Origin of the sequence: Streptomyces violaceus, from assembly GCF_036014075.1 — a bacterium.
Taxonomy (GTDB): domain Bacteria; phylum Actinomycetota; class Actinomycetes; order Streptomycetales; family Streptomycetaceae; genus Streptomyces; species Streptomyces violaceus.
Genome location: NZ_CP107911.1, coordinates 3,391,558 through 3,414,378 on the forward strand (window position 1 = coordinate 3,391,558; position 22,821 = coordinate 3,414,378).

Below are 22,821 nucleotides of genomic sequence, written 5' to 3' on the forward strand. Positions count from 1 at the left end.
CGGGAGGCTTCAGCCGAGGTCGATCTCCGGGTACAGGGGGAAGCCCGCTACCAGGTCCGTCGCCCTGTGGGAGATCTCGTCGGCGATCTTCGCGTCCAGGACGTGCTGGGCCTTGGAGGGGGCGCCCGACTTGGTCGTGCCCGCTTCCGTCGTGGTGAGGACGCGGTCGATGAGGCCGGCGACCTCGTCCATCTCCGCCGTGCCCAGGCCGCGGGTGGTCAGGGCCGGGGTGCCGATGCGGATGCCGGAGGTGTACCAGGCGCCGTTCGGGTCGGCGGGGATCGCGTTGCGGTTGGTGACGATGCCCGACTCGAGCAGGGCGGCCTCGGCCTGGCGGCCGGTGAGGCCGTACGAGGAGGCGACGTCGATCAGGTTGAGGTGGTTGTCCGTGCCGCCCGTCACCAGCGTCGCACCGCGGCGCATCAGGCCCTCGGCGAGGGCGCGGGAGTTGTCGACGATGCGCTGGGCGTAGTCGCGGAAGGACTCCTGGCGGGCCTCCGCGAGGGCGACCGCCTTGGCGGCCATCACGTGCGGGAGCGGGCCGCCGAGGACCATCGGGCAGCCGCGGTCGACCTGGTCCTTCAGGGAGTCGTCGCACAGCACCATGCCGCCGCGGGGGCCGCGCAGCGACTTGTGGGTGGTCGTCGTCACGATCTGGGCGTGCGGGACCGGGTCGAAGTCACCGGTCAGGACCTTGCCCGCGACCAGGCCGGCGAAGTGCGCCATGTCGACCATCAGCGTGGCGCCGACCTCGTCGGCGATCTCGCGCATGATCCGGAAGTTCACCAGGCGGGGGTAGGCCGAGTAGCCCGCGACGATGATCAGCGGCTTGAACTCGCGGGCGGAGGCGCGCAGGGCCTCGTAGTCCAGCAGGCCCGTGGCCGAGTCCGTGCCGTAGGAGCGCTGGTCGAACATCTTGCCGGAGATGTTCGGGCGGAAGCCGTGGGTGAGGTGGCCGCCGGCGTCCAGGGACATGCCCAGCATGCGCTGGTTGCCGAAGGCCTGGCGCAGCTCGGCCCAGTCGGCGTCCGTGAGGTCGTTGATCTGGCGGACGCCGGTCTTCTCCAGGAAGGGCACCTCCACGCGGGCGCCGAGGACGGCCCAGAAGGCGACGAGGTTGGCGTCGATGCCGGAGTGCGGCTGGACGTAGGCGTGGCGGGCGCCGAAGAGCTCCTTGGCGTGATCGGCGGCCAGGGACTCCACGGTGTCGACGTTGCGGCAGCCGGCGTAGAAGCGGCGGCCGATGGTGCCCTCGGCGTACTTGTCGCTGAACCAGTTGCCCATCGTCAGGAGGGTGGCCGGGGAGGCGTAGTTCTCCGAGGCGATCAGCTTGAGCATCTCGCGCTGGTCGGCGACCTCCTGGCCGATGGCGTCCGCTACGCGGGGTTCCACGGCGCGGATGACGTCCAGCGCGGCGCGGTAGGCGGTGGAAGCGGTGGAGAGGGGCTCGGCTGGCATGTGTGGACCTCCGGACGTTGCGTTCAGCGTTCACGGTACGGCCCAGGCGCACGGCTCTTGTCGTTCGGACCGCTCCCCGATGGTTTGTCCATCCCAGCGCGCCAGTCACGGCCCGGCGATCAGCCTACCGGCTGCGTCGGGGAAGCGTCTGCCGGGTTGCTCGTCGTTGCCGGGAGCGGGTTGCCTGTGGTTGATCGCGCAGTTCCCCGCGCCCCCAAGAAGGCCAGCTAAAGGATCACGTGGGGCAGGAAGCGGGCGTATTCGTCTGTGATCAGGCCCGATGACTCACGGATGCCCAGGCCCGCCGACTCGTTTTCCACCACCCAGGCGCCCAGGACCACGCGGTTGCCGTCGAAGTCGGGAAGCGGTGCCAGCTGCTGGTAGCAGCAGGGTTCGTCGCGGACGGCGGGGTCGGAGCCCGGGTCGTGGATCGTGACGCCCGCGCCCTCTCGGCCCAGGAGGGGCTTGGCCACCCAGCCCGTGGTGGACAGGTCGCGAGGGCCGTCCAGGTGGGCCGGGAGGAGGTTCGGGTGGTCGGGGTACAGCTCCCAGAGGATCGCGAGCAGGGCCTTGTTGCTGAGGAGCATCTTCCAGGCCGGTTCGATCCATAGCGTGGAGCCCGTGCCGCCGCCGTTGTCGAGGGTGTCCAGGACGTGGCCCGCGAAGCGGTCGGTGGTGAGCCACTCCCAGGGGTAGAGCTTGAAGGCGCTGCGGATGAAGCGCAGGCGCTGGTCGACGAAGCGGCCGGAGAGGCGGTCCCAGCCGATCTCCTCCATGGAGATCCAGTCGGTTTCCAGGCCCGCCTGCTCGGCCGTCTCCTTGAGGTAGGCGACCGTCATCAGGTCCTCGCCGAGTTCATCGGCGGAGGAGTACGCGAAGTACAGGGGACTGCCCGGCGGGAGGAGGGCGGCCTGCTTCTTCCAGGCGTCGATCAGGCGCTCGTGGAGGGAGTTCCACTGGTCGGCGCCGGGGAAGCGCTCCTCCATCCAGAACCACTGGGGTGACGCGGCCTCGACCAGTGAGGTGGGGGTGTCGGCGTTGTACTCCAGGAGCTTGGCCGGCCCGGTTCCGTCGTAGCGGAGGTCGAAGCGGCCGTAGAGGGAGGGGAGTTCGGTGCGGCGGTGCCAGGACTCGGCGACCGCCTGGGCGACGCGGGGGTCGGTGATCCCCAGGTCCGCGAAACGGTCCTCGGCGACGATGTGGCGGGCCGCCTCCAGGCACATCCGGTGGAGTTCCTCGACGACCTCCTCCAGGGCCTCGATCTCCGGAAGGGTGAAGACGTAGTACGCGCTCTCGTCCCAGTAGGGGCGCAGGGAGTCGTCGGGGTAGCGGGTGAGGGGGTAGATCAGGCCCTGTTCCTCGACGGTCTGCTGCCAGCCGGGGCGGGGCTCCATGGTGCGGCGTTCCATCAGCGCGGGCCCGTTCAGCCGCCGCCGCTGCCGGAGCCCGAGCAGCCGAAGCCGCCCCGGTCGACCGCCTCGCTGCGGCTGAAGGTGCCGTCCTCGGCGTAGCCGCCGCTGACGTCGGCGTCGTAGTACCAGTCGGCGTTCGTGCCCGTGGTCTTGCCGGTCTTCTTGCGGCCCTTGCCGTAGGAGGAGCCGGACGAGGAGCCGGACTTGCAGTTCTTGTCGGCGACGATCTTGTAGCCGTTGATGTAGTCGTAGCTGTCCCGGTCCACACAGCGGCGGTCCGGGTCGGAGCCGCAGGCGGACAGGGCCGCCGCCAGGACCCCCATGCCGCCCAGCACCACCGTGCTCGAACGCAGTCGTCGCCGTGTTTCGGCCATGTTCGTGTCTCCCCGTGTTCCCCGTCGCGGTTCCCCGTCGCGGTTCCCCGTCGTGTACCTGCCGAGCGGTCAGCCTAGAGACCGGTGGGAGCGGGCGTGCATGCCCCCCTGCCCGCACCCCACTCCCCTACTGTCGTTTTGTGCTCTTTGGAATGGTGCGTGCCCTTGGTGCGGCGGGCGGGGTGCCGCTGCTCCGGGGGACGGTCGCGGTTCGGGGAGGCGCCGGTGGAGTCCGAGGGCGGGGCGGCCGAGGAGGGCGCGGTCGTGCCGAAGTGACCAGGGCTTTTCCATAGGGGATCCACTTGCCGGAAAGCTTCACGTTCCGGACGGTCGGAAAATTGTTTGTTGAATCTTGAACGCGAGGGAACCGCTTTCCGTACGGTACGGCGTGACCAGTAATCCCGTCACGGTCACCGTGGCCTATCGCGTGATGCCGGGCCGTGCGGCCGACTTCCACTCCTGGGGGTGGGCCATGCTGGGCGCGACCGCGCGGCAGCCGGGGTTTCTGGGGGGTGGGGTACTTGCCGAGGGAGGGGCGGAGTGGCATGTCGTCTATCGCTTCGCCAGCGAGGGATCGGCCCTGGCCTGGGAGCAATCGCTCTCCCGGACACAGTGGGACGCCCGGCTGGAGGGGATCGCCCGGGAGGCGGAGCGCCGGAGAGTGCCGGGCGCCCGGGCCTGGTTCGACGCGCAGACGCTGACGCCCGCGCCGCCGGCACCGCCGAAGAAATGGAAACTGTGGTTCGTGAATATGAGCGCGGTTTTCCCGCCGGTGCTCCTGTTCAATCTGACAGTGCTTCCCTATCTCGGTGATCTCAATGCACTGATACGCACGCTGTTGTTATGTCTGTGTGTGACCGCCCTTGTCACCTGGATTCTCATGCCGCGCCTCCAGCGTTTCTTCAGGAAATGGCTGTACCCGTCGCTCCAGGCGCTTCGTGGGCGGCACAAACGCCGGGCCGCGTAGGTCCGCGAACGAACAGAGGGAGGTGGGCGGGTGAAGACCCTGCTCATCGACAATTACGACTCGTACACGTACAACCTGTTCCAGCTGATCGCCGAGGTCAACGGCGAGGAGCCGGTGGTGGTCCGTAACGACGCGTCCGTCGACGGGGTTCCGGATCTCCGAGACTTCGACAACCTGGTGGTCTCCCCGGGCCCCGGGCACCCGGGCAACGCCCGTGACTTCGGCATCGGGGCCAGGCTGCTCGCGACCTCCCCGGTTCCCGTGCTCGGTGTGTGTCTCGGCCATCAGGGCATCGCGCTCGGGGAGCGGGGTCTGGTGGGGCCGGCTCCGGAGCCGCGGCACGGGTACCTCTCCACGATCCGCCATGACGAACGGGATCTGTTCCAGGGCCTGCCGCAGCATTTCACCGCCGTCCGCTATCACTCGCTGGCCGTGCGCGAGCCGTTGCCTCCGGCGCTCGAGGCCACGGCCTGGGCTGAGGACGGCGTCCTGATGGGGCTGCGGCACCGCAGCCGGCCGCTGTGGGGCGTGCAGTTCCACCCGGAGTCCGTGCTCACGGAGTACGGCCACCGCATGCTCGTGAACTTCCGCAACCTGACCGCCGAGCGGGCCGGCAAGCTGCGCACGAAGAACACGGCGGTGCCGTCGCCCGAGACACCGACCCGGCGCCGGGCAGCGGTACCGGAGTGCGACGCGGGGGTCCGGCGACCGGCTGGGGCTCGCGGGGCTACGGCGAGGGCTCGGGCGGCTGTTGTCGCGGGGGCCGGGGCGGGTTCCTCGCCGGTGGCTGTCGCCGGGACCGGGGCGAGCAGTCGGGCGGCGGCTGCTTTCGGAGCCCAGCTGAGCAGTCGGACGGCGGCAGCTTCCGAGGCCGGGGCCGTTTCCGGGGACGGGGCGAGCAGTCGGACGGCGGCTGTCGCCAGGGCCGGTGCCGGTGATCAGCCCGGGGCCGGGGCGAGCCCGCAGCGGGGCGGGGTTCCTCGGCCTGCGGCCGTCTTCCCCGTCTCGGCGGTGGCCCGGGGGGCGGTGGGCCCGGCTGACGGGGCTGTAGCGGCCGAAGAAGCCGTTCCGGTCGGCAGCGCCACGCCGCCCACCGCCGCCATTCCCCGCCCCCGGCGCCCCGGCCGGGTCGGTTACCGCCTGCACACCCGCCGGGTCACCGGTGCCGTCGACACCGAGGCGGCCTTCACCCGGATGTTCGCCGGGTCTCCCCGGTCGTTCTGGCTGGACAGTTCACTGGTCGAGCCCGGGCGGTCGCGGTTCTCGTTTCTGGGGGACGACAGCGGGCCGCTCGCCGAGTTCGTGCGGTACGACGTCACCACCGGGCGCTGTGAGATCGAGCGGGCCGGGCGGCCGGTGCGCAAGGTCGCGGCGAGTGTCTTCGACTATCTGAAGCGGCAGTTGACGAATCGGCGGGTGGACGCGACCGGGTTGCCGTTCGACTTCACCGGGGGGTACGTCGGCTATCTCGGCTACGAGGTGAAGGCCGACTGCGGGTCACCCAACCGGCACCGCTCCCCGGCCCCGGACGCCGCCTGGCTGTTCGCCGACCGGGTGATCGCGGTGGACCACCAGGAGGGCTTCACCTACGCCGTATGCCTGGCGGAGGACACCCCGCAGGCGGCGCGGGAGGCCGCCGACTGGCTGGAGAGCGCGCTGGCGGACCTCAGCTGCGTGGCGACGGAGCGGGCGCCTGCGCCCGTGTCGTCGGCCCCGGCCGATCCCGGCGCCGCCGAGCCCTGGCTCGTACGCGACCGGGCGACGTATCTCGCGGACATCGAGGCGTGCCGGCAGGAGTTGCGGGCCGGCACCAGCTACGAGGTCTGCCTCACGAACGCCGCCCGGTTACCCGCTCCGCCCGACGCGTTCGAGTTCTACCGCACGCTGCGCCGCGACAACCCGGCCCCGTACGCGGCGTTCCTGAGATTCGGGGAGCTGGAGGTGGCCGGTTCCTCGCCCGAGCGATTCCTGCGGATCGGGCGGGACGGTACCGCCGAGGCCAGGCCCATCAAGGGGACCGCGCCCCGGGGCGACGGACCGGAGGAGGACGCCCGGCTGCGGGACGCGCTCGCGTCGGACGACAAGACGCGGGCCGAGAATCTGATGATCGTCGATCTGCTCCGCAACGACCTGGGGCAGGTCTGCCGGACGGGGACGGTGCGGGTCTCCAAGCTGATGGCCACGGAGACGTACGCCACGGTGCATCAGCTCGTCTCGACCGTGGTGGGACGGCTGCGGCCGGGCACGGACGCGGTGGACTGTGTCCGGGCCTGCTTCCCCGGCGGATCGATGACCGGCGCGCCGAAGCTGCGCACGCTGGAGATCATCGACTCGCTGGAGACCGAGGCCCGGGGCGTGTACTCCGGCGCCCTCGGCTACCTCGGGTGCGGCGGCGGCGCGGATCTCAGCATCGTCATCCGCACCGCCGTGATCGCCGACGGCCAGATGCAGCTGGGCGCGGGCGGTGCGATCGTGCTCGGCTCCGATCCTGAGGCGGAGTACGAGGAGATGCTGCTGAAGACCGCGGCGCCGATGCGGGCCCTGCACCAGCACACGGCCGACCGGATACGGCGTCAGGCCCCGCCGGGGGACCGAGCCGGGGCGGCCGGGGAGGCCAGGCGATGACCAGTCTTCAGGTCGAGCTGAACCCGGCCGAGGCCGAGGCGCCCGGGAACATGGCGGCCCAGCTCGCGGAGCTCACCGAACGGCGCGGGTGGGGCGGGCGGACCGCCTTTCACCAGGGGCACCGGGCCTGGACCCACGGGGAGGTGCACGACCTCGCGGCCCGTGCGGCCACCGTGCTCGCCGAGCACGGGGTGCGCCCCGGGGACCGTGTGCTGCTGGCGCTGCCCGACTCGCTCGCCTGGGTGACGGCCTTCCTCGCCACCGCCCGTCTCGGCGCCGTCGCGGTCCTGGCCAACCCCGAACTCCCCGCGTCCGACCATGCGTTCCTGGCCGAGGACACCGGGGCCCTGCTGTGCGTGACGGGGCCGGGCCTGGAGGAGCGGTTCGCCCGCCGGTCCCGCCTCGGCGCGGATCAGCTGATGGCACTCGCCCCCGCCGCCGAGCCCGCGCCCGCCCACCAGGTCGACGCGCACGCCCCGCTGTACGTCCAGTACACCTCCGGCACCACGGGCCGCCCCAAGGGCGTCGTGCACACCCACGGCGATCCACGGACGTACCACGACCTGGTCGGCCGGCGGGTGCTGCGGATCACCGCGGACGACGTCACCCTGTCGGTGTCGAAGCTGTACTTCGCCTACGGCTTCGGCAACGCCTTCGTCTTCCCGCTGTTCTCCGGCTCGTCCGCGGTGCTGGTGGACCGGCGCCCCACTCCGGCCACCATCGACGAGCTGGTCGCCCGGCACCGGGTGACGCTGCTCTACTCCGTGCCGTCCGCGTACGCCGCGCTGGTCGCCGAGCGGGGCCATGGGCACGAGGGCTGCTTCGCCTCGGTGCGGGCAGCGGTGTCGGCCGGCGAGGGGCTGCCGGACGGGCTCGCACGGCAGGTGACCGCGCTGCTGGGGGCGCCGGTGCTGGAGCAGATCGGCTCCACCGAGGCCGGTCACGCGTTCTGCGCCAACGGCTTCGCCCACGACCACCCGGGCACCGTCGGCCGTCCCGTCCCCGGCTTCGAGGTGGAGCTGCGGGACCGTGACGGGCACCCCGTGCCGGACGGCGAGGAGGGCGAGATGTGGGTGCGCGGGCCGACGGTCACGCCCGGCTATCTGAACCGGCCCGAGGAGAGCGCGCGGACCCTGGTCGACGGCTGGCTGGCCACCCGGGACCGGGCGTGCCGCGAACCGGACGGCTCCTACCGGCATCTGGGCCGCGCCGACGACATGGAGATGGTCGGCGGCATCACCGTCTCCCCGCTGGAGGTGGAGGCCGTGCTGCGCGGCCATCCGGCGGTGCGGGAGGTGGCCGTCGCGTCGGTCGCGGACGGGCGGGGCGCGAGCCGGCTGCGGGCCTTCGTGGTTCCGGTCGCGTCCGTGCGTGACGGTCTGTCGGACGAGCTGATCGGCCTGGCCCGGGAGAGCCTCGCCGCCTTCAAGGTCCCCCGCAGCGTCAGCTTCGTCTCGTCGCTGCCGCGCACCCCGACCGGGAAGCTCCGCCGCCATCTGGTGCGCCGGGGTGCCTGGTGAACACCACGGAAAGGAACGGCCGCATGCGACAGTCCCAGGCCCAGCCCTTGTCCTTGCCCTTGCTCGCCGATCGCGGCTTCTATCTGGGACCGGTCTTCCGGCGTGCCGCCGACCGGCACGGGGCCGTCTTCGTCACCCTGGACCGGCCGCTGGACGTCAACCCCTCCCTCGGGGTCGATCTGAGCTACACCGTGCTGGCCGAGGTGGTCGAGGAACTGTCGGGCCGACTGTGGGAGGCCGGGGTGCGGCCCTCGGAGCAGGTCGTCGTGCACAAGGCCGACAACGTCGACATCATGCTGCTGACCTGCGCCGTCTCCAGGATCGGCGCCGTGCCCGTGCTGTTGTCGCCGACGCTGGCCCCTCAGGTGGCCGGGCAGCTCCTCGCACGGCTGCGCCGCCCCTGGCTGATCACCGACAGCGCCACCCTGGCCGGTCTGAAGGACCTCGCCCTGTCCGGGCTCGTACGGCGGACGCTCTGCGTGGACGACGCTCCGGGGGCGGAGCCGCTGGCGAAGTACGCCGGCGCCGAGCCGCCCCCGCCGGTCCGGCTCCACCCCCGCGAACCCTCCCTGATCACCCACAGTTCGGGCACCACCGGCGTCCCGAAGCTGGCCGTGCACTGCGCGCAGACCATGTGGAACCGGCTCGTGCCGCAGCAGGCGATGGGCTGGCCCACCCGCGGCGAGCCGGCGGCGCTGCACATGTCCTTCGTGCACTCGCGCTTCTACCATCTGCTCGGCGTCCTGCTGCACTTCGGCAGCCCGCTCGTGCTGATCACCGACCCGGACCCGGCCGCGGTGGGCCCGCTGCTGTCCCGGCACCGGCCCGGCATCGTGGAGACGCATCCCAACACGTTCGTGCTGTGGGAGGAACTGGCCGACGCGCCCGGCGCCCCGCTGTCCCGGGTCCGGTCGTACGGCTCCACGTTCGACGCGATCCATCCGCGCACCGTACGGCGGCTGCTGGACGCGTCACGGCGCCGGACGCCCTGGCTGATCCAGCTGTACGGGCAGAGCGAGACGGGCCCGGTGGCGTTCCAGTGGCTGACCCGGCGCAGTGCCGCCCGCGCGGACGGCCGCCGGGTCGGGATCGGGATACCCGGCTTCACCCGGGTCCGTGTCACCGACGCCGAGGGCAGGCGGGTCCCGCCCGGCACACCCGGCCGGATCGAGGCCCGCACCCGGGGCCGGATCCTCACCTACCTGGGCATGCCGGAGCGCTACGACCGTCAGCTCACCGACGGCTGGTGGGAGATGGGCGACATGGGCTACCGGAGCCGCATGGGCGCGCTGTACCTGATCGACCGTGAGGTGGACCAGATCGACGCCGTGCACAGCAACCTGGAGGTCGAGGACGCGCTGATGTCCCGGCTGGAGGAACTGCGCGAGGTCGTCATCGTGCCGGGTGCGGACCGCGAGCCGGTGCCGGTGGTGTGCGTGCGCGGCGAGCGGCCCCTGGACCCGGAGCGCTGGCGGAACGCCACGGCGGGGCTGCCGGCGATGGCCGAGCCGCGGCAGTGGCGGTTCGAGGATCTGCCGATGACCGCCACGTGGAAGGTGAAGCGCGTGGAGATCGCCCGGATGCTCACCGAAGGCGCCCGGGCATGACCCCGGTCGTGGTCGTGGGAGCCGGACCCGTCGGCCTGTCGGCGGCTCTGGCTCTGCGCGGGCACGGACTCCCGGTCGTGCTGCTGGAGGCCGACCCGCAGGACCGGGAACGGCCCGGCAGCCGGGCCCTGTTCGTGCACCGCGAGACCCTGGGCCTGCTGGACGCGATGCTGCCCGGACTCGCCGCCGAGATCACCTCGTACGGGCGGACCTGGCACACCAGGCGCACCCTCTACCGGGGACGTGAGGTCTACGCCCGCACGTTCCCGCCGCCGTCCGGTCCGCCGCCCTTCACCAGCCTGCGCCAGACGGACACCGAACGGTTCCTGCGCGCGGCCTGCGAGAGGGCCGGGGTGGAGTTCGTGTGGGGCGCGCGCGTGGCGGGCGTGAGCACCTCGGAGACGGGGGTCCGGCTGACGGGTGAGGACGGGCGGGTTTGGACGGGCGCGTACGCCGTGGCCGCCGACGGCGCCCGCTCCGCGGGCCGGCGCGAGCTGGGCATCGCCCTGGAGGGCACGCACGGTGAGGGCTTCCACGTCGTGGTGGACGTCGCCGACGTGCCGGGTGCGGAACTGCCGCTGGAGCGGGTCTTCCACTACGAGCATCCCGGGGTCGGCGGGCGCAGTGTGATGCGGGTGCCGTTCACCGGGGGCTTCCAGGTCGACCTGCAGTGCCGGGACGACGACGCGCAGGAGGAGTACGGCACCGGGGAGGCCGTACGGCGCTGGCTGCCCGCGATCGTCGGGGACGGCTACGGCGACAGGATCCTGTGGGTGTCGACGTACCGCTTCCTGCGCAAGGTGGCGGCCTCGTTCACCGATCCGCACGGGCGCGTGCTGCTGGCCGGGGAGGCGGCGCATCTCTTCCCGCCGTTCGGAGCGCGCGGCATGAACAGCGGGATCGCGGACGCGGCGGCCGCCGCCGAGGCGATCGCCGCGGGGACCGGCGAGGCGGTCGCGCACTTCGCCGAGGTGCGGCGGGCGGCGGGCCTGTTCAACAGCGCCGCCGCCGGTACGGCCCTGGACCATCTGCGGCCGCACCGTCGTATCGTCCGGGTCAGGCAGCGGGCGGCGGCGGCCCTGGCACCGGTGCTGCCGTGGTGCGGATCATGGCTGGAGCACGCGCCGTACGGCCCCCGGAACGGGGCACCGGCCGTCGCGGGCCGCAAGTACTGAGGAGGAGCGGGTGGTGACACGACCGGCGGTGGCGGAAGGCCTGTGGACATGGACGCCCGGCCGTGGCCTGGCCCCCGCCCCGGACCAGGAGGCCGGGGGACGGCTGCTCGTCGCGGACTCGTGGCTGCTGCGCGAGGGCCGGGTGCGGGCCTACGCCCGGCACCGGGAGCGGTTCTCGCGGTCCTGCGTCGAGTGCGGCGGGCCCGAGCCGCGCCGGCTCGTCGCGTTCTGGCAGGACGTCACCGCCGCGCTGCCGCGCACGGGTGAGTGGTTCCCGCGCGTGGAACTCGCGGCGGGCTCCCTGGAGTTGCGGCTGCTGGTGCGGCCCGCCCCGCCGCTCGGCACCGAGATCCGGCTGTGGGCGGCGGGCCATCCCGACCCGCGGACCGTGCCCCGCCGCAAGGGCCCGGACCTGGAGACCCTGGCCCGCGTGCGCCGCCGGGCCGCCGCCGAGGGCGCTCAGGAGGCGGTACTGATCGCGCCCTCGGGCACGGTGCTGGAGTCGGCCACCGCGAGCGTGCTGTGGTGGGAGGACGACACCCTGTGCCTGCCCCCGCCCCGGCTGCCCGTCCTGCCGGGTGTGACGGCCGGGCTCGTCCAGGAGCGGGCGCTGCGGTCCGGGATCCGGATCGCGCACCGCGAGCGGACCGTGGCCGAGCTGGACGGCCGTGAGGTGTGGCTGGTGAACGCGCTGCACGGGATCCGGCCCGTGACGGGCTGGACGGGACGCCCGATGCGGGTGCCTCCGGCGGAGCGGGCCGGGGAATGGCGGACCTGGCTGGACGGCCTCATGGAGCCGCTGCCGAGCTGAATTCGCGAGAAGCATGACGACGCCGGGCCGAAGGAATTCGACCCGGCAGTGCTTTCCGCTGTTCCTTTTCAGTTTTTCGGCACCATACGCGTGGCTATCGCGATGCGGTTGTAGGCATTGATGACGGTGGCCGCCCAGATCAACGCGGCGATCTGGTTCTCGTCGAAGACCTCGGCTGCCTCGGCGTACACCTCGTCCGGGACGCGACCGTCGTGGACCAGGGTCACGGCCTCGGTCAGCGCCAGTGCGGCGCGCTCGCGCTCGGTGAAAAAAGGTGTCTCCCGCCAGGCGTTCAGGGTGTACAGGCGCTGCTCGGTCTCGCCCTGGGCGCGGGCGTCCCTGGTGTGCATGTCGAGGCAGAACGCGCAGCCGTTGATCTGCGAGGCGCGGATCCTGACCAGTTCGAGCAGTTCCGGTTCGACCTTGGCGTCCCGCGCCGCGGAAACGGCGGCGGAGTGCAGGGAACCCATTGCGGCGGAGACGTCCGGGGTGATTTTCTTCAGGGCAACGCGAGATAGGGAAGGGCTTTCGCTCATGGGGTGACCATATCCTTCGAACCGCATTCCTGACGGGGAATTCGCGCGATTATCCGGGCAGTACCGCGCACAGTGCGTCCAGCGCCCCCGACCAGGCGTGGTCCGGTGGTGTCCCGTAGCCGACCACCAGGGCGTCGACCGGCTCGGCGAGCGCGGCGGGGTGCTGGTAGCGGGCGAGTCCGTGGACGGCGAGGTCCTGCCAGTGGGCGGCCTGGACCACGGACTGCTCGGTGCCGGGCGGCAGCCGCAGCAGGACGTGCAGACCGGCCGCGATGCCGGTGACCCGGGCCCCGGGAGCACGGGCCGTGACGGCGGCGACCAGGGCGTCCCGCCGGCGGCGGTAGCGCAGGCGGGTCGCGCGCACATGGCGGTCGTAGGCCCCGGAGGCGAGGAACTCGGCCAGGGTCAGCTGGTCCAGCACCCCGCAGGTGTCGACGCCGCCCTTCGCCGCCGTGACCTCCTCGGCGAGGCCCGGCGGCAGCACCATCCAGGCCAGCCGCAGCCCGGGGGCGAGGGACTTGCTGGCGGTGCCCAGGTAGATCACGCGGTCGGGGTCCAGGCCCTGGAGCGCGCCCACGGGCTGACGGTCGTAGCGGAACTCGCCGTCGTAGTCGTCCTCCAGCACGAGCCCGCCGGTGCGGCGCGCCCAGTCCACGACGGCCGCACGGCGGTCTCGGTGCAGGGGCACGCCCATGGGGAACTGGTGGGCGGGGGTGAGGAGGACCGCGTCGGCGCCGGACAACTCGCCCGGGTCCGTGCCCAGTCGGTCGAAGGGCAGCGGGGTGGTGTGCAGGCCGGACGCGGCGAGGAGCCTCCAGTGCACGTCGAGCCCGTACGACTCGACCGCGGCGGCCCGCGCCCCGCGTGCCAGCAGGGCCGTGCCGAGCAGCTTCAGACCGTCCGCGAACCCGGCGCACACCACGATGCGTTCGGGGTCGGCGCGTACGCCCCGGGCGCGGGAGAGGTAGCCGGCGAGCGCGGCCCGCAGCTCCGGGCTGCCACGGGGGTCGCCGTAGTCCAGTGCGTCGTGCGGGGCGGCGGTGAGGGCGCGGCGGGCGGCCTTGAGCCACTCCGCGCGCGGGAAGGACGCGAGGTCGGGGCTGCCGGGGCGCAGGTCGTAGGCGGGGCGGGCACGGGCGCGCGGGTGGGGTGCCGTACCGGCCGGCGGGACGACCGTCCTCGCGGCGACCCGGGTCCCGGAGCCCTGCCGGGCGGTGAGCCAGCCCTCGGCGACCAGGTCGGCGTAGGCGTCGGCGACCGTGTTGCGGGCGATGCCCAGGTCCGCGGCGAGCGCGCGGGAGGAGGGCAGCCGGGTGCCGGGGGCCAGCCGGCCGGAGCGCACCGCCTCGCGCAGGGCGTCGGTCAGCCCCCGGCGCAGACCCGGGCCGGTCGGCTCCAGATGCAGGTCGATGCCCAGAGTGGCCCACTGTTCCGCCATGGAAATGGACCATACCCCTGGGCTGCTTCCTTCCTAGGGTCGAGGGCATGACGACGCATACCCCTGACACGACGATCACGACGACCGCGGAGTACGCCCCCGAGCAGCCCGCCCGCCTCGACTGGGCCAAGCACGCGCCCGAGGTCTACAAGGCGATGGTCCGGCTGGAGATCGCCGCCCGGCAGGGCCTCGACCACAAGCTGTACGAGCTGGTGAAGATCCGCGCCTCCCAGATCAACCACTGCGCCTTCTGCATCGACATGCACACCAAGGACACCCTCGCGGCGGGCGAGAGCGTCGAGCGGATCCTCCAGCTCAGCGCCTGGGACGAGTCGCGGCACTTCTACACCGCGAAGGAGCTCGCGGCCCTGGAGCTGACGGAGGCCGTGACGGTCCTGACGGACGGTTTCGTGCCGGACGAGGTGTACGAGAACGCCGCGAAACACTTCGAGGAGGCCGAGCTGGCGCAGCTCATCGCCGCGATCACGGCGATCAACGCCTGGAACCGGTTCGGGGTGACCTGCCGGATGGCGCCGGGTCACTACCAGCCGGGCCAGTACAAATGACAACCCGGACCCGGCTGCTCGACTCGGCGGTCGGCGGGGCCATGTCCGCGCTCAGCAAGGTCGCCAAGCAGGGCCTCGGCGACCCGGCCCTGGCCGAACTCGTCGTGATCCGCGCCTCGCAGGTCAACCACTGCGCGTTCTGCCTCGACATGCATCTCGCGATCGCCCGCGAGCACGGGGTGAGCGAGAAGCAGCTCGGTCTGCTGGCCGCGTGGCAGGAGGCCGAGGAGGTCTTCGACGAGCGGGAGCGGGCCGCGCTCGCGCTGACCGAGGCCGTGACCCTTCTGACGGCCGGTTTCGTGCCCGACGAGGTGTACGAGAACGCCGCGAAACACTTCGACGACGCCCGGCTGGCCCATCTGATCGGGCTGATCGTCGCCATCAACAACTGGAACCGGGTGATGGTCGGCCGCCGGATTCCGCCAGGGGGATACACGCCATGAGCACAGTGGACACGTTCCGCGCCCTGCACCACCACCGGGCGCCCGAAGATCCCCTGGTCCTGCCCGGACCCTGGGACGCGGCCAGTGCCCGGGTGTTCGCCGAGGCCGGGTTCCCTGCGCTCGCCACGCCCAGCGCCGGAGTCGCCGCGTCTCTCGGGTACGAGGACGGGCAGGTCCCGGCCGACGAGATGTTCGCAGCGGTCGCCCGGATCGTCCGGGCCGTCGACGTGCCGGTGTCGGCGGACGTCGAGGGCGGGTACGGACTCGCCCCGAAGGAGCTGGTGGAGCGGCTGCTGGAGACAGGGGCGGTGGGCTGCAATCTGGAGGATTCCGAGGACGGGGTGCTCAAGGACCCACGCGCGCACGCCGACCGGCTGGCCGAGGTGCGGGCCGCGGCCGGAGGCCGGCTCTTCGTCAACGCGCGTGTGGACACCTTCTCCTGCGGGGTCACCGATCCCGAACGGGCCATCGAGCGGGCCGCTTTGTACGTCGCCGCGGGCGCCGACTGCGTCTACCCGATCGGGGCCCCGCCGGAGGTGCTGCCGCTGCTGCGGGCCAGGATCCAGGGGCCCATCAATGTGGGCGCCCTGACGGACGAGGGCCCCTCGCCCGCCGAACTCGGCGCGCGAGGGGCCACCCGGATCACCTTCGGGCCGGGACTCCAGCGACGGGCCACCCGGGCCCTGCGGGAGATCACCGCCGGCCTGCGGAGGCGGTGAGGCTCAGGACAGCCACTTCTTCCACGTGGACTTGTGGCTGTCCACCCACTTCTTCGCCGCCTCCTCCGGCGTCATCTTCTTGTCGGCGATCAGCAGGGAGACCTCGTTCTGGTCCTCGGTCGTCCACTTGAACTTCTTCAGGAACGCCGCCGCCTTGCCGCCGTTCTTGGCGAAGTCCGCGTTGAGGTACTTCTGCAGCGGCGTGTGCGGGTAGGCGCAGGCGACCTTCTCCAGGTCGGCGTCGCAGCCCTCCTTGTACGCCGGCAGCTTGACCTCGGTCATCGGGACCTTCTTGAACAGCCACTGCGGGGTGTACCAGTAGGTGAGGAAGGGCTTCTTCTCCTTGGCGAACTGCCTCATCTGGGTGATCTGCGCGGCCTCGGAGCCGGCGAACACCACCTGGTAGTCCAGCTTCAGGTTCTTCACCAGCGCCTTGTCGTTGGTGACATAGGACGGCGAACCGTCCATCAGCTGGCCCTTGCTGCCGCTCTCCGGGGTGCGGAACTGGTCGGCGTACTTGTTGAGGTTCTTCCAGTTCGTGATGTCCGGGTGCTTCTTGGCGAAGTACGTCGGGACGAACCAGCCGATGTGCCCGGTGACACCGAGTCCGCCGCCCGGCGCGATCGTCTTCTTGTCCTTGACGTACCGCTGCTCCTGCTCGGGGTGGCCCCAGTCCTCCAGGAGCGCGTCGACGCGGCCCTGGCTGAGGGCGTCCCAGGCGGGCACCTCGTCGACCTGGACGGTGTCGACGCGGTAGCCCAGCTCGTTCTCGAGCAGGTACTGGGCGACGGCCACGTTGGCCTGCGCGCCCACCCAGGACTGCACGGACAGGGTCACGGACTTGGCGCCCTGCGCGTTGGCGAAGGGCGAGGCCTGCTTGGTCATGTCGGCGGCGCCGCAGCCGGTGAGCAGCGCCAGGGAGCTCACGGCGGCGATCACCGCGGTCGTACGGACTCGCATGTCACGCTCCCTTCTTCGCGCGGCGTTCGGTGGGCTGGGTCACCCGGTCGAGCATCAGGCCGAGGCAGACGATCGCCGCGCCGGCCACCAGACCGGTCGCCAGGTCGCCCTGGGCGAGGCCGAAGACCACGTCGTAGCCGAGCGCGCCACCGCCGACCAGGCCGCCGATGACGACGACGGCGAGGACCAGCACGAGGCCCTGGTTGACGGCGAGCAGCAGCGCCGGGCGGGCCAGCGGGAGCTGGACCTGCCGCAGCTGCTGCCAGCTGGTCGCGCCGAGCGAGCCGGACGCCTCCAGCGCGGCCGGGTCGACCTGGCGCAGGCCCTGGGTGGTGATCCGGACGACGGCCGGCAGCGCGTACACGATCGCGGCCGCGACGGCCGGGGCGCGGCCGACGCCGAACAGGGCGACGACCGGGATCAGGTACACGAACTGCGGCATCGTCTGGAACACGTCCAGGACGGGGCGCAGCAGCCGCTCCAGACGGTCGCTGCGGGCCGCCGCGATGCCGGTGGCGAAGCCGACGACGAGAGTGACGGCGACGGCCGCGAGGACCTGCGACAGGGTGTCGAGGGAGGGCTTCCAGACGCCGAGCGCGCCGATCGCGGCCATGGCGAGTACGGCGGTGAGGGCGGTGCGCCAGGTGCCGATCACCCAGGCCAGGGCGGCGACGATCAGCAGGACCGACCACCAGGGCAGCCCCTGCAGGCCGTCGCGCATTGGGTCGAGGACCCAGGTGGTGAAGTGGCCGGCCCAGTCGGCGGTGCCGCCGACCACGGGGACGCCGGAGTACAGGTGCGCGGTCATCCAGTCGACCGCGCGGTTCACGGGCTCGGCGATGCCGACGACCCAGGCCTCGGGCCAGTCGAGCCGGCCCGCCAGACGCCCGGCGACCGCCACGGCGACGAAGGCGGCCAGGGCGTACAGCCAGCCGAGCCCGCGCCGGGCCTCCGGTTCGGCGCCGAGCCGCTCCCCCGCCGCGCCCGTGACACGGTCCAGGACGACGGCCAGCAGCACGATCGGGATACCGGCGGCGAGCGCGGCACCGACGTCGACCGAGGCCAGCGCCTGGTAGACGCGGTCACCGAGACCGCCAGCGCCGATGACGGCCGCGATGACGGCCATCGACAGCGCCATCATGATCGTCTGGTTGAGGCCGAGCAGGAGTTCCTTGCGGGCCAGCGGGATACGGGCCGTCAGCAGCCGCTGGCGTGCGGTGGAGCCGAGCGACTCGACCGCCTCCAGCACCTCCTTGTCGGCACCGCGCAGACCGAGCGAGGTCAGCCGGGCCATGGGCGGGGCGGCGTAGATGACGGTGGCCAGGACGGCCGCCGGGACGCCGATGCCGAAGACCAGCACGACCGGCAGCAGATAGGCGAAGGCCGGGAGCACCTGCATGGTGTCCAGGACCGGGCGCAGGAGGCGGTCCATCCGGTCGGACAGCCCGGCGGCGAGCCCGAGCACCATGCCCACCACGACCGACGCGAGGACCGCGACGACCATGAGGGCGAGCGTCTGCATGGTCGGCACCCACATGCCGAGCAGGCCGCAGGCCAGGAACGCGACGCCCGTGCCGAGCGCGAGCCGGATGCCCGCGACGCGCCAGGCGACCAGGGCGCCCAGGGCCGTGACGCCCGCCCAGCCGACGGCCAGGAGGCCGAGGTAGACGGCTCGTACGGCGATGACGACGACGTTGCTGACGTGGCCGAAGAAGTACAGGAACAGCGGGTGGCTGTCGCGGTTGTCGATGATCCAGTCGCTGGCCTTGGCGAGCGGCTCGGAGAAGTCGACGGTCAGGGCGCTCGGCCAGCTGCCGCTCGCCCAGCGGGCGCTGGCCAGGGGGACGAGGATCGCGGCGGCCAGGGCGAGCAGCAGCAGCTTGCGGACGGCAGGGGTCCTGAGGATGCCGGGCAGGCCCAGTCGCGGCGGGGACGAGGTGATCGTCGCCATCAGACCGCCTCCTTGGGCTGCTCCGTCCCGGGCGGAGCGGGCTGCTCCGTACCGGCGACGACGCCCAGCAGCGTGTCGGAGTCGACCATGCCCACGCACCGGCCCTCGTCCACGACCCGAGCCGGAACGCCGGCGCGGGCGACCGCCTCGATCGCCTCGGAGACCGTCGCGTCGGGCCGGACGGCCGGTCCGCTGCCGTCCAGGTCCGCCGAGGGGTTGCGCATGGCCGTGCGGACGGTCATGACCTGCTCGCGCGGGACGTCCCGGACGAACTCGCGGACGTAGTCGTCGGCGGGCGAGCCCACGATCTCCTCGGGCGTGCCGAGCTGCACGACCTGGCCGTCGCGCATCAGGGCGATGCGGTCGCCCAGCTTGAGGGCCTCCTGGAGGTCATGGGTGATGAAGACCATCGTCCGGCCCTCCTCGTGGTGGAGCCGGATCACCTCCTCCTGCATCTCGCGCCGGATGAGGGGGTCGAGCGCGCTGAACGGCTCGTCGAAGAGGAGGACTTCGGGGTCGACGGCGAGCGCGCGGGCGAGGCCGACACGCTGGCGCTGGCCGCCGGAGAGCTGGCTGGGGCGGCGGTGCTCCATGCCTTCCAGACCGACCTTGGCGACGACCTCGGCGGCCCGCTCACGCCGTTCGGCCTTGCCCATGCCCTGGATCTCCAGGCCGTAGGCGACGTTGTCGAGGACCGTGCGGTGCGGCAGCAGGCCGAAGTGCTGGAAGACCATGGCGGCACGGTGGCGGCGCAGTTCGCGCAGCCGTGAGCGGTCCATGGCGCGGACGTCCTCGCCGTCGATGGCGATGGTGCCCGCCGTCGGCTCGATGAGCCGGGTCAGACAGCGCACCAGCGTGGACTTGCCGGAGCCGGACAGGCCCATGACGACGAAGACCTCGCCCTTGCGCACATCGAAGCTGACGTCGCGGACGGCGGCCGTGCAGCCGGTGCGGGAACGCAGCTCGGCGGGGTCGAGGGCGGTGAGCTCGGGGTCGGCGGGAACGCGCTCGGCCTTGGGGCCGAACACCTTCCACAGGCCCTCCACCGAGAAGACGGGGGTCGTGTCCATGGTCTGCTCCGTGGGGGGTTCGAGGGTCGGGATCTCGGTCACCGGTCACCACCGCCGATCAGCTCGGCGGCCTTCTCCCCGACCATGAGCACGCCGATCATCGGGTTCACGGTGGTCATGGTGGGGAAGACGGAGGCGTCGGCGATGCGTATGCCTTCCAGACCGCGGATGCGCAGCTCGGGGTCGACGACGGCGAGCCGGTCGTCGGCGTCGCCCATCTTGCAGGTGCCCGCGGGGTGGTAGACGGTGTGCGCGACCTTGCGGGCGTACTCGCTGAGCTCCGCGTCGTCGGTCACGTCCGGGCCGGGCGCCACCTCGCGCTTGAGCCAGCCGGCCAGGGGCTCGGTCCTGGCGATCTCGCGGGCGATCTTGATGCCGTCGACGAGGGTCCGGCCGTCGTAGTCGTCCTCGTCGGTGAAGTAGCGGAAGTCCAGGGCCGGCTTGACCTCGGGGTCGGCGCTGGTCAGGTACAGCCGGCCGCGGCTCTTCGGCTTGGGGATGTTCGGGGTCATCGAGACGCCGAACTCGGGCCGCTGGTAGCCCAGTCGCTCCGGGTTGTCCGTGAACGGGATCTGGTAGAAGTGGAACATCAGGTCGGGGTGCGGCTGTTCGGGGTCGCGACGCACGAACAGACCCGCGTCGGAGTCCATCGCGGAGTTCTCCGGGATGGGACCGTTCGTCTCCCACACGATCACCGACTCGGGGTGGTCGAGCAGGTTCTCGCCGATGCCCGGCAGGTCGTGCGACACGGGTATGCCGAGCTTCTCCAGGTCCGCCTTCGGGCCGATGCCGGAGTGCATCAGCAGCCGGGGCGAGTCGACCGCGCCGGCACAGAGCAGGACCTCGTTGCGCGCCTTGACGAGGATCTCCTCGCCGTCCTTGGTGCGGACGTGCACGCCCTCGGCGCGATTGCCGTCCAGCTCCAGCTTGTACGCCCAGGTCTCCAGCAGGATCGTGAGGTTGGGCCGCTCGTCCATCACCGGGTGCAGGTACGCCACCGACGCCGAGGAACGCTTGTTGTTCTCGGGGTGGTAGGCGAGGTCGAAGAAGCCGACGCCCTCGGTGAACGGCTTCTTGTTGAAGCCCTCCACACGCGGCACGTTCAGCGCGGCCTGGGCCGCGTCGACGAAGTCGCGGGCGATGGCGTTCCGGTCCTTCTCGTCGACCGGGACGACGTTGTTGAGCAGGCGCGCGAAGTACGCCTCCATCTGCACCGCGCCCCAGCCCTTGGCGCCGGCGGCCTCCCACTCGTCCCAGTCGGCCGGCAGCGGCTTGAAGGCGATCAGGGTGTTGTGCGAGGAGCAGCCGCCCAGGACCCGGGCCCGACTGTGCCGGATATGCGAGTTTCCGCGTGGCTGCTCGGTGGTCGGGTAGTCGTAGTCGAGCTCGCCGCCCAGCAGGCCCATCCAGCGGCGCAGGGTCAGCACGTCGTCGCGGCCGACGTCGCTGGGGCCGCCCTCGATGACGGCGACGGTGACGTCGGGATTCTCGGTCAGGCGGGAGGCAATGACGGAACCTGCGGTTCCGCCGCCTATCACGACATAGTCGTACTCATGACTGGGGTGGGACATGGCGTACTTGCTCCAGAGGGGATGAACCAGCGGGGACGAAGGGGTCGGGTCCGAAGGGTGAGGGAGGTCAGCCCGCGAACCAGCGCACCGGCTTCGGAGCGAGGTTCTGGTAGACGTGCTTGGTCTCTCGGTACTCGGCGAGTCCGGCCGGGCCGAGCTCCCGGCCCACTCCGCTCTTGCCGAAACCGCCCCACTCCGCCTGCGGCAGGTAGGGGTGGAAGTCGTTGATCCAGATCGTGCCGTGCCGCAGCCGGCCGGCCACGCGCCGGGCCCGGCCCGCGTCGGAGGTCCAGACACCGCCGGCGAGGCCGTACTCGGTGTCGTTGGCGAGGGTCACGGCCTCGTCCTCGGTGCGGAAGGTCTCGACGGTGAGGACCGGCCCGAAGACCTCCTCGCGGATGACGCGCATCTCGCGGTGGCAGTGGTCGAGGACGGTCGGCTCGTAGAAGTAGCCGTTCTCGGGGCGCTGCGGGGACGGCTCGGGGCGCTTGCCGCCGGAGCGCAGCACCGCGCCCTCCTTGAGGGCGGACTCGACGTACATCTCGACCTTGGCGCGCTGCTGCTCGGAGACCAGCGGGCCGCACTCGACACCGTCCTCGGTGCCGCGTCCGAGGCGGATCTTCTCGGCGCGGCGGGCCAGTTCGGCGACGAAGCGGTCCCGGATCGACTCCTCGATGATGAGGCGGGCGCCGGCCGAGCAGACCTGGCCGCTGTGGATGAAGCCGGCGTTGAGGGCCTGGTCGACGGCGGTGTCGAAGCCCTCGTCGGTGGCGCAGGCGTCGGCGAAGACGACGTTGGGGTTCTTGCCGCCGAGCTCGAGGGCGACCTTCTTGACGCCGGGCGCGGCGGCCTGCGCGACCTTGGTGCCGCTGACCAGACCGCCGGTGAAGGAGACCAGGTCGACGTCGGGGTGCTCGGAGAGCCGCGCACCGACCGAGTGGCCGGGCCCGGTGACGATGTTGGCGACGCCGGCGGGCAGCCCGGCCTCGACCAGCAGCTCGATGACCGCGATGGTCGTCATCGGGGTGATCTCGCTCGGCTTGATGACGAAGGTGTTGCCCGCCGCGAGCGCCGGGGCTATCTTCCAGCTGGCCTGAAGCAGCGGGTAGTTCCAGGGCGTGATCATCGCGCAGACGCCGATGGGCTCGTGCACGACGACGCTGTGGATGTCGGGCGAGCCCGCGTCCACGACCCGGCCGGGGGCCTCGCCGGCGACCAGGTCGGCGAAGTAGCGGAAGGCGTCGGCCACACAGTCGATGTCGACGCGGCCCTCCTCGACGGTCTTGCCCGCGTCCTGGGCCTCCAGCCGCCCGAGCTTCTCGCGGTCGCGCACCAGCAGGTCGGCGACGCGCCTCAGCAGCGCGGCACGCTCGGCGACGGGCGTGCCGGGCCACTCGCCCTCGTCGAAGGCGCGCCGGGCGGCGGCGATCGCCAGGTCGGTGTCCTTCTCGTCACCTTCCGCGACCACGGCGAACGGCAGCGCGTCCGCGGGGTCGAGGATCTCCCGGGTGCCGCCGGAGACGGCCGCACGCCACTCCCCTCCCGCGTGGATGGTGCTGCGCGCCTGAAGTACGTTGCTTTCCGCCATGACCGCTTTCGCCTTCCGTTCCTGATCAGC

General features: G+C 72.0%; 19 protein-coding genes and 1 riboswitch. Of the genes, 9 read left to right on the forward strand and 10 right to left on the reverse strand.

Going from position 1 to position 22,821, the window contains the following annotated elements; genetic code table 11:
- Window positions 1-9: 9 nt before the first annotated feature.
- The 3 genes from OG542_RS15085 to OG542_RS15095 form a co-directional block, all read right to left on the reverse strand.
- On the reverse strand, window positions 10-1,458 hold the full coding sequence (locus OG542_RS15085) for a glycine hydroxymethyltransferase (RefSeq protein ID WP_328411360.1): 1,449 nt from the start codon (window positions 1,456-1,458) through the stop codon (window positions 10-12).
- Between the two features lie 33 nt (window positions 1,459-1,491).
- Window positions 1,492-1,577: riboswitch (ZMP/ZTP riboswitch) on the reverse strand.
- Window positions 1,578-1,685: 108 nt separating this feature from the next.
- A complete protein-coding gene (locus OG542_RS15090; RefSeq protein WP_328411362.1) occupies window positions 1,686-2,867 on the reverse strand; it encodes a glutathionylspermidine synthase family protein in 1,182 nt (393 codons plus the stop codon).
- Between the two features lie 14 nt (window positions 2,868-2,881).
- Window positions 2,882-3,244, reverse strand: coding sequence for a hypothetical protein (locus OG542_RS15095; protein ID WP_311127395.1), 363 nt, complete (start codon window positions 3,242-3,244; stop codon window positions 2,882-2,884).
- A 388-nt stretch (window positions 3,245-3,632) separates the two neighbouring features.
- Between OG542_RS15095 and OG542_RS15100 the strand changes: the two genes are divergently transcribed.
- From OG542_RS15100 to OG542_RS15125, 6 genes are read left to right on the forward strand one after another with little or no spacing between them, the layout of a single operon-like run.
- On the forward strand, window positions 3,633-4,211 hold the full coding sequence (locus OG542_RS15100) for an antibiotic biosynthesis monooxygenase (RefSeq protein WP_328411364.1): 579 nt from the start codon (window positions 3,633-3,635) through the stop codon (window positions 4,209-4,211).
- A 30-nt stretch (window positions 4,212-4,241) separates the two neighbouring features.
- A complete protein-coding gene (gene pabB, locus OG542_RS15105; RefSeq protein ID WP_328411366.1) occupies window positions 4,242-6,836 on the forward strand; it encodes an aminodeoxychorismate synthase component I in 2,595 nt (864 codons plus the stop codon).
- The gene (locus OG542_RS15110) at window positions 6,833-8,356 is read left to right on the forward strand and encodes an AMP-binding protein (RefSeq protein WP_328411368.1); all 1,524 of its coding nucleotides are present in this window, start codon (window positions 6,833-6,835) and stop codon (window positions 8,354-8,356) included. Before pabB ends, OG542_RS15110 begins: the two co-directional genes overlap by 4 nt.
- Before the next feature lie 23 nt (window positions 8,357-8,379).
- Window positions 8,380-9,963 carry a class I adenylate-forming enzyme family protein gene (locus tag OG542_RS15115; protein ID WP_328411370.1) on the forward strand — a complete coding sequence of 528 codons (1,584 nt, stop codon included), beginning with the start codon at window positions 8,380-8,382 and terminating at the stop codon, window positions 9,961-9,963.
- A complete protein-coding gene (locus OG542_RS15120; RefSeq protein ID WP_328411372.1) occupies window positions 9,960-11,138 on the forward strand; it encodes an FAD-dependent monooxygenase in 1,179 nt (392 codons plus the stop codon). Before OG542_RS15115 ends, OG542_RS15120 begins: the two co-directional genes overlap by 4 nt.
- Before the next feature lie 13 nt (window positions 11,139-11,151).
- Window positions 11,152-11,949, forward strand: coding sequence for an aminotransferase class IV (locus OG542_RS15125; protein ID WP_328417923.1), 798 nt, complete (start codon window positions 11,152-11,154; stop codon window positions 11,947-11,949).
- Between the two features lie 68 nt (window positions 11,950-12,017).
- Here OG542_RS15125 and OG542_RS15130 read toward each other — a convergent pair whose 3' ends face one another.
- On the reverse strand, window positions 12,018-12,485 hold the full coding sequence (locus OG542_RS15130; protein WP_328411374.1) for a carboxymuconolactone decarboxylase family protein: 468 nt from the start codon (window positions 12,483-12,485) through the stop codon (window positions 12,018-12,020).
- A gap of 49 nt (window positions 12,486-12,534) precedes the next feature.
- On the reverse strand, window positions 12,535-13,923 hold the full coding sequence (gene pdxR / locus OG542_RS15135) for a MocR-like pyridoxine biosynthesis transcription factor PdxR (RefSeq protein ID WP_311127387.1): 1,389 nt from the start codon (window positions 13,921-13,923) through the stop codon (window positions 12,535-12,537).
- Between the two features lie 47 nt (window positions 13,924-13,970).
- Between pdxR and OG542_RS15140 the strand changes: the two genes are divergently transcribed.
- The 3 genes from OG542_RS15140 to OG542_RS15150 are packed head-to-tail and all read left to right on the forward strand — an operon-like array spanning window position 13,971 to window position 15,651.
- Window positions 13,971-14,489 carry a carboxymuconolactone decarboxylase family protein gene (locus tag OG542_RS15140; protein WP_328411377.1) on the forward strand — a complete coding sequence of 173 codons (519 nt, stop codon included), beginning with the start codon at window positions 13,971-13,973 and terminating at the stop codon, window positions 14,487-14,489.
- Window positions 14,486-14,932, forward strand: coding sequence for a carboxymuconolactone decarboxylase family protein (locus OG542_RS15145; protein ID WP_328411379.1), 447 nt, complete (start codon window positions 14,486-14,488; stop codon window positions 14,930-14,932). The genes OG542_RS15140 and OG542_RS15145 overlap by 4 nt, the downstream gene beginning before the upstream one ends.
- Entirely contained in the window at window positions 14,929-15,651 is a 723-nt protein-coding gene (locus tag OG542_RS15150) for an isocitrate lyase/PEP mutase family protein (RefSeq protein WP_328411381.1), read from the forward strand. Before OG542_RS15145 ends, OG542_RS15150 begins: the two co-directional genes overlap by 4 nt.
- A gap of 3 nt (window positions 15,652-15,654) precedes the next feature.
- Here OG542_RS15150 and OG542_RS15155 read toward each other — a convergent pair whose 3' ends face one another.
- The 5 genes from OG542_RS15155 to OG542_RS15175 all read right to left on the reverse strand — a co-directional run bounded on the left by OG542_RS15155 (window position 15,655) and on the right by OG542_RS15175 (window position 22,791).
- Complete coding sequence (locus OG542_RS15155; RefSeq protein WP_311127383.1) at window positions 15,655-16,611, reverse strand: ABC transporter substrate-binding protein; 957 nt, start codon at window positions 16,609-16,611, stop codon at window positions 15,655-15,657.
- A gap of 1 nt (window position 16,612) precedes the next feature.
- Window positions 16,613-18,562 carry an ABC transporter permease gene (locus OG542_RS15160; protein WP_328411383.1) on the reverse strand — a complete coding sequence of 650 codons (1,950 nt, stop codon included), beginning with the start codon at window positions 18,560-18,562 and terminating at the stop codon, window positions 16,613-16,615.
- The gene (locus OG542_RS15165) at window positions 18,562-19,632 is read right to left on the reverse strand and encodes a quaternary amine ABC transporter ATP-binding protein (protein WP_328411385.1); all 1,071 of its coding nucleotides are present in this window, start codon (window positions 19,630-19,632) and stop codon (window positions 18,562-18,564) included. The genes OG542_RS15160 and OG542_RS15165 overlap by 1 nt, the downstream gene beginning before the upstream one ends.
- Before the next feature lie 38 nt (window positions 19,633-19,670).
- Complete coding sequence (locus OG542_RS15170) at window positions 19,671-21,203, reverse strand: GMC family oxidoreductase (RefSeq protein WP_328411387.1); 1,533 nt, start codon at window positions 21,201-21,203, stop codon at window positions 19,671-19,673.
- 67 nt (window positions 21,204-21,270) lie between these two features.
- The gene (locus tag OG542_RS15175; RefSeq protein WP_328411389.1) at window positions 21,271-22,791 is read right to left on the reverse strand and encodes an aldehyde dehydrogenase family protein; all 1,521 of its coding nucleotides are present in this window, start codon (window positions 22,789-22,791) and stop codon (window positions 21,271-21,273) included.
- Between the last annotated feature and the right edge of the window lie 30 nt (window positions 22,792-22,821).

What these genes read in the sequence shown, in the direction of transcription:
- OG542_RS15085 (WP_328411360.1), bottom strand. Translation starts at nt 1,458, where the DNA reads ATGCCAGCCGAGCCCCTCTCCACCGCTTCCACCGCCTACCGCGCCGCG.
- OG542_RS15090 (WP_328411362.1), bottom strand. Translation starts at nt 2,867, where the DNA reads ATGGAACGCCGCACCATGGAGCCCCGCCCCGGCTGGCAGCAGACCGTC.
- OG542_RS15095 (WP_311127395.1), bottom strand. Translation starts at nt 3,244, where the DNA reads ATGGCCGAAACACGGCGACGACTGCGTTCGAGCACGGTGGTGCTGGGC.
- OG542_RS15110 (WP_328411368.1), top strand. Translation starts at nt 6,833, where the DNA reads ATGACCAGTCTTCAGGTCGAGCTGAACCCGGCCGAGGCCGAGGCGCCC.
- OG542_RS15115 (WP_328411370.1), top strand. Translation starts at nt 8,380, where the DNA reads ATGCGACAGTCCCAGGCCCAGCCCTTGTCCTTGCCCTTGCTCGCCGAT.
- OG542_RS15120 (WP_328411372.1), top strand. Translation starts at nt 9,960, where the DNA reads ATGACCCCGGTCGTGGTCGTGGGAGCCGGACCCGTCGGCCTGTCGGCG.
- OG542_RS15130 (WP_328411374.1), bottom strand. Translation starts at nt 12,485, where the DNA reads ATGAGCGAAAGCCCTTCCCTATCTCGCGTTGCCCTGAAGAAAATCACC.
- pdxR (WP_311127387.1), bottom strand. Translation starts at nt 13,923, where the DNA reads ATGGCGGAACAGTGGGCCACTCTGGGCATCGACCTGCATCTGGAGCCG.
- OG542_RS15140 (WP_328411377.1), top strand. Translation starts at nt 13,971, where the DNA reads ATGACGACGCATACCCCTGACACGACGATCACGACGACCGCGGAGTAC.
- OG542_RS15145 (WP_328411379.1), top strand. Translation starts at nt 14,486, where the DNA reads ATGACAACCCGGACCCGGCTGCTCGACTCGGCGGTCGGCGGGGCCATG.
- OG542_RS15150 (WP_328411381.1), top strand. Translation starts at nt 14,929, where the DNA reads ATGAGCACAGTGGACACGTTCCGCGCCCTGCACCACCACCGGGCGCCC.
- OG542_RS15155 (WP_311127383.1), bottom strand. Translation starts at nt 16,611, where the DNA reads ATGCGAGTCCGTACGACCGCGGTGATCGCCGCCGTGAGCTCCCTGGCG.
- OG542_RS15160 (WP_328411383.1), bottom strand. Translation starts at nt 18,562, where the DNA reads ATGGCGACGATCACCTCGTCCCCGCCGCGACTGGGCCTGCCCGGCATC.
- OG542_RS15165 (WP_328411385.1), bottom strand. Translation starts at nt 19,632, where the DNA reads ATGGACACGACCCCCGTCTTCTCGGTGGAGGGCCTGTGGAAGGTGTTC.
- OG542_RS15170 (WP_328411387.1), bottom strand. Translation starts at nt 21,203, where the DNA reads ATGTCCCACCCCAGTCATGAGTACGACTATGTCGTGATAGGCGGCGGA.
- OG542_RS15175 (WP_328411389.1), bottom strand. Translation starts at nt 22,791, where the DNA reads ATGGCGGAAAGCAACGTACTTCAGGCGCGCAGCACCATCCACGCGGGA.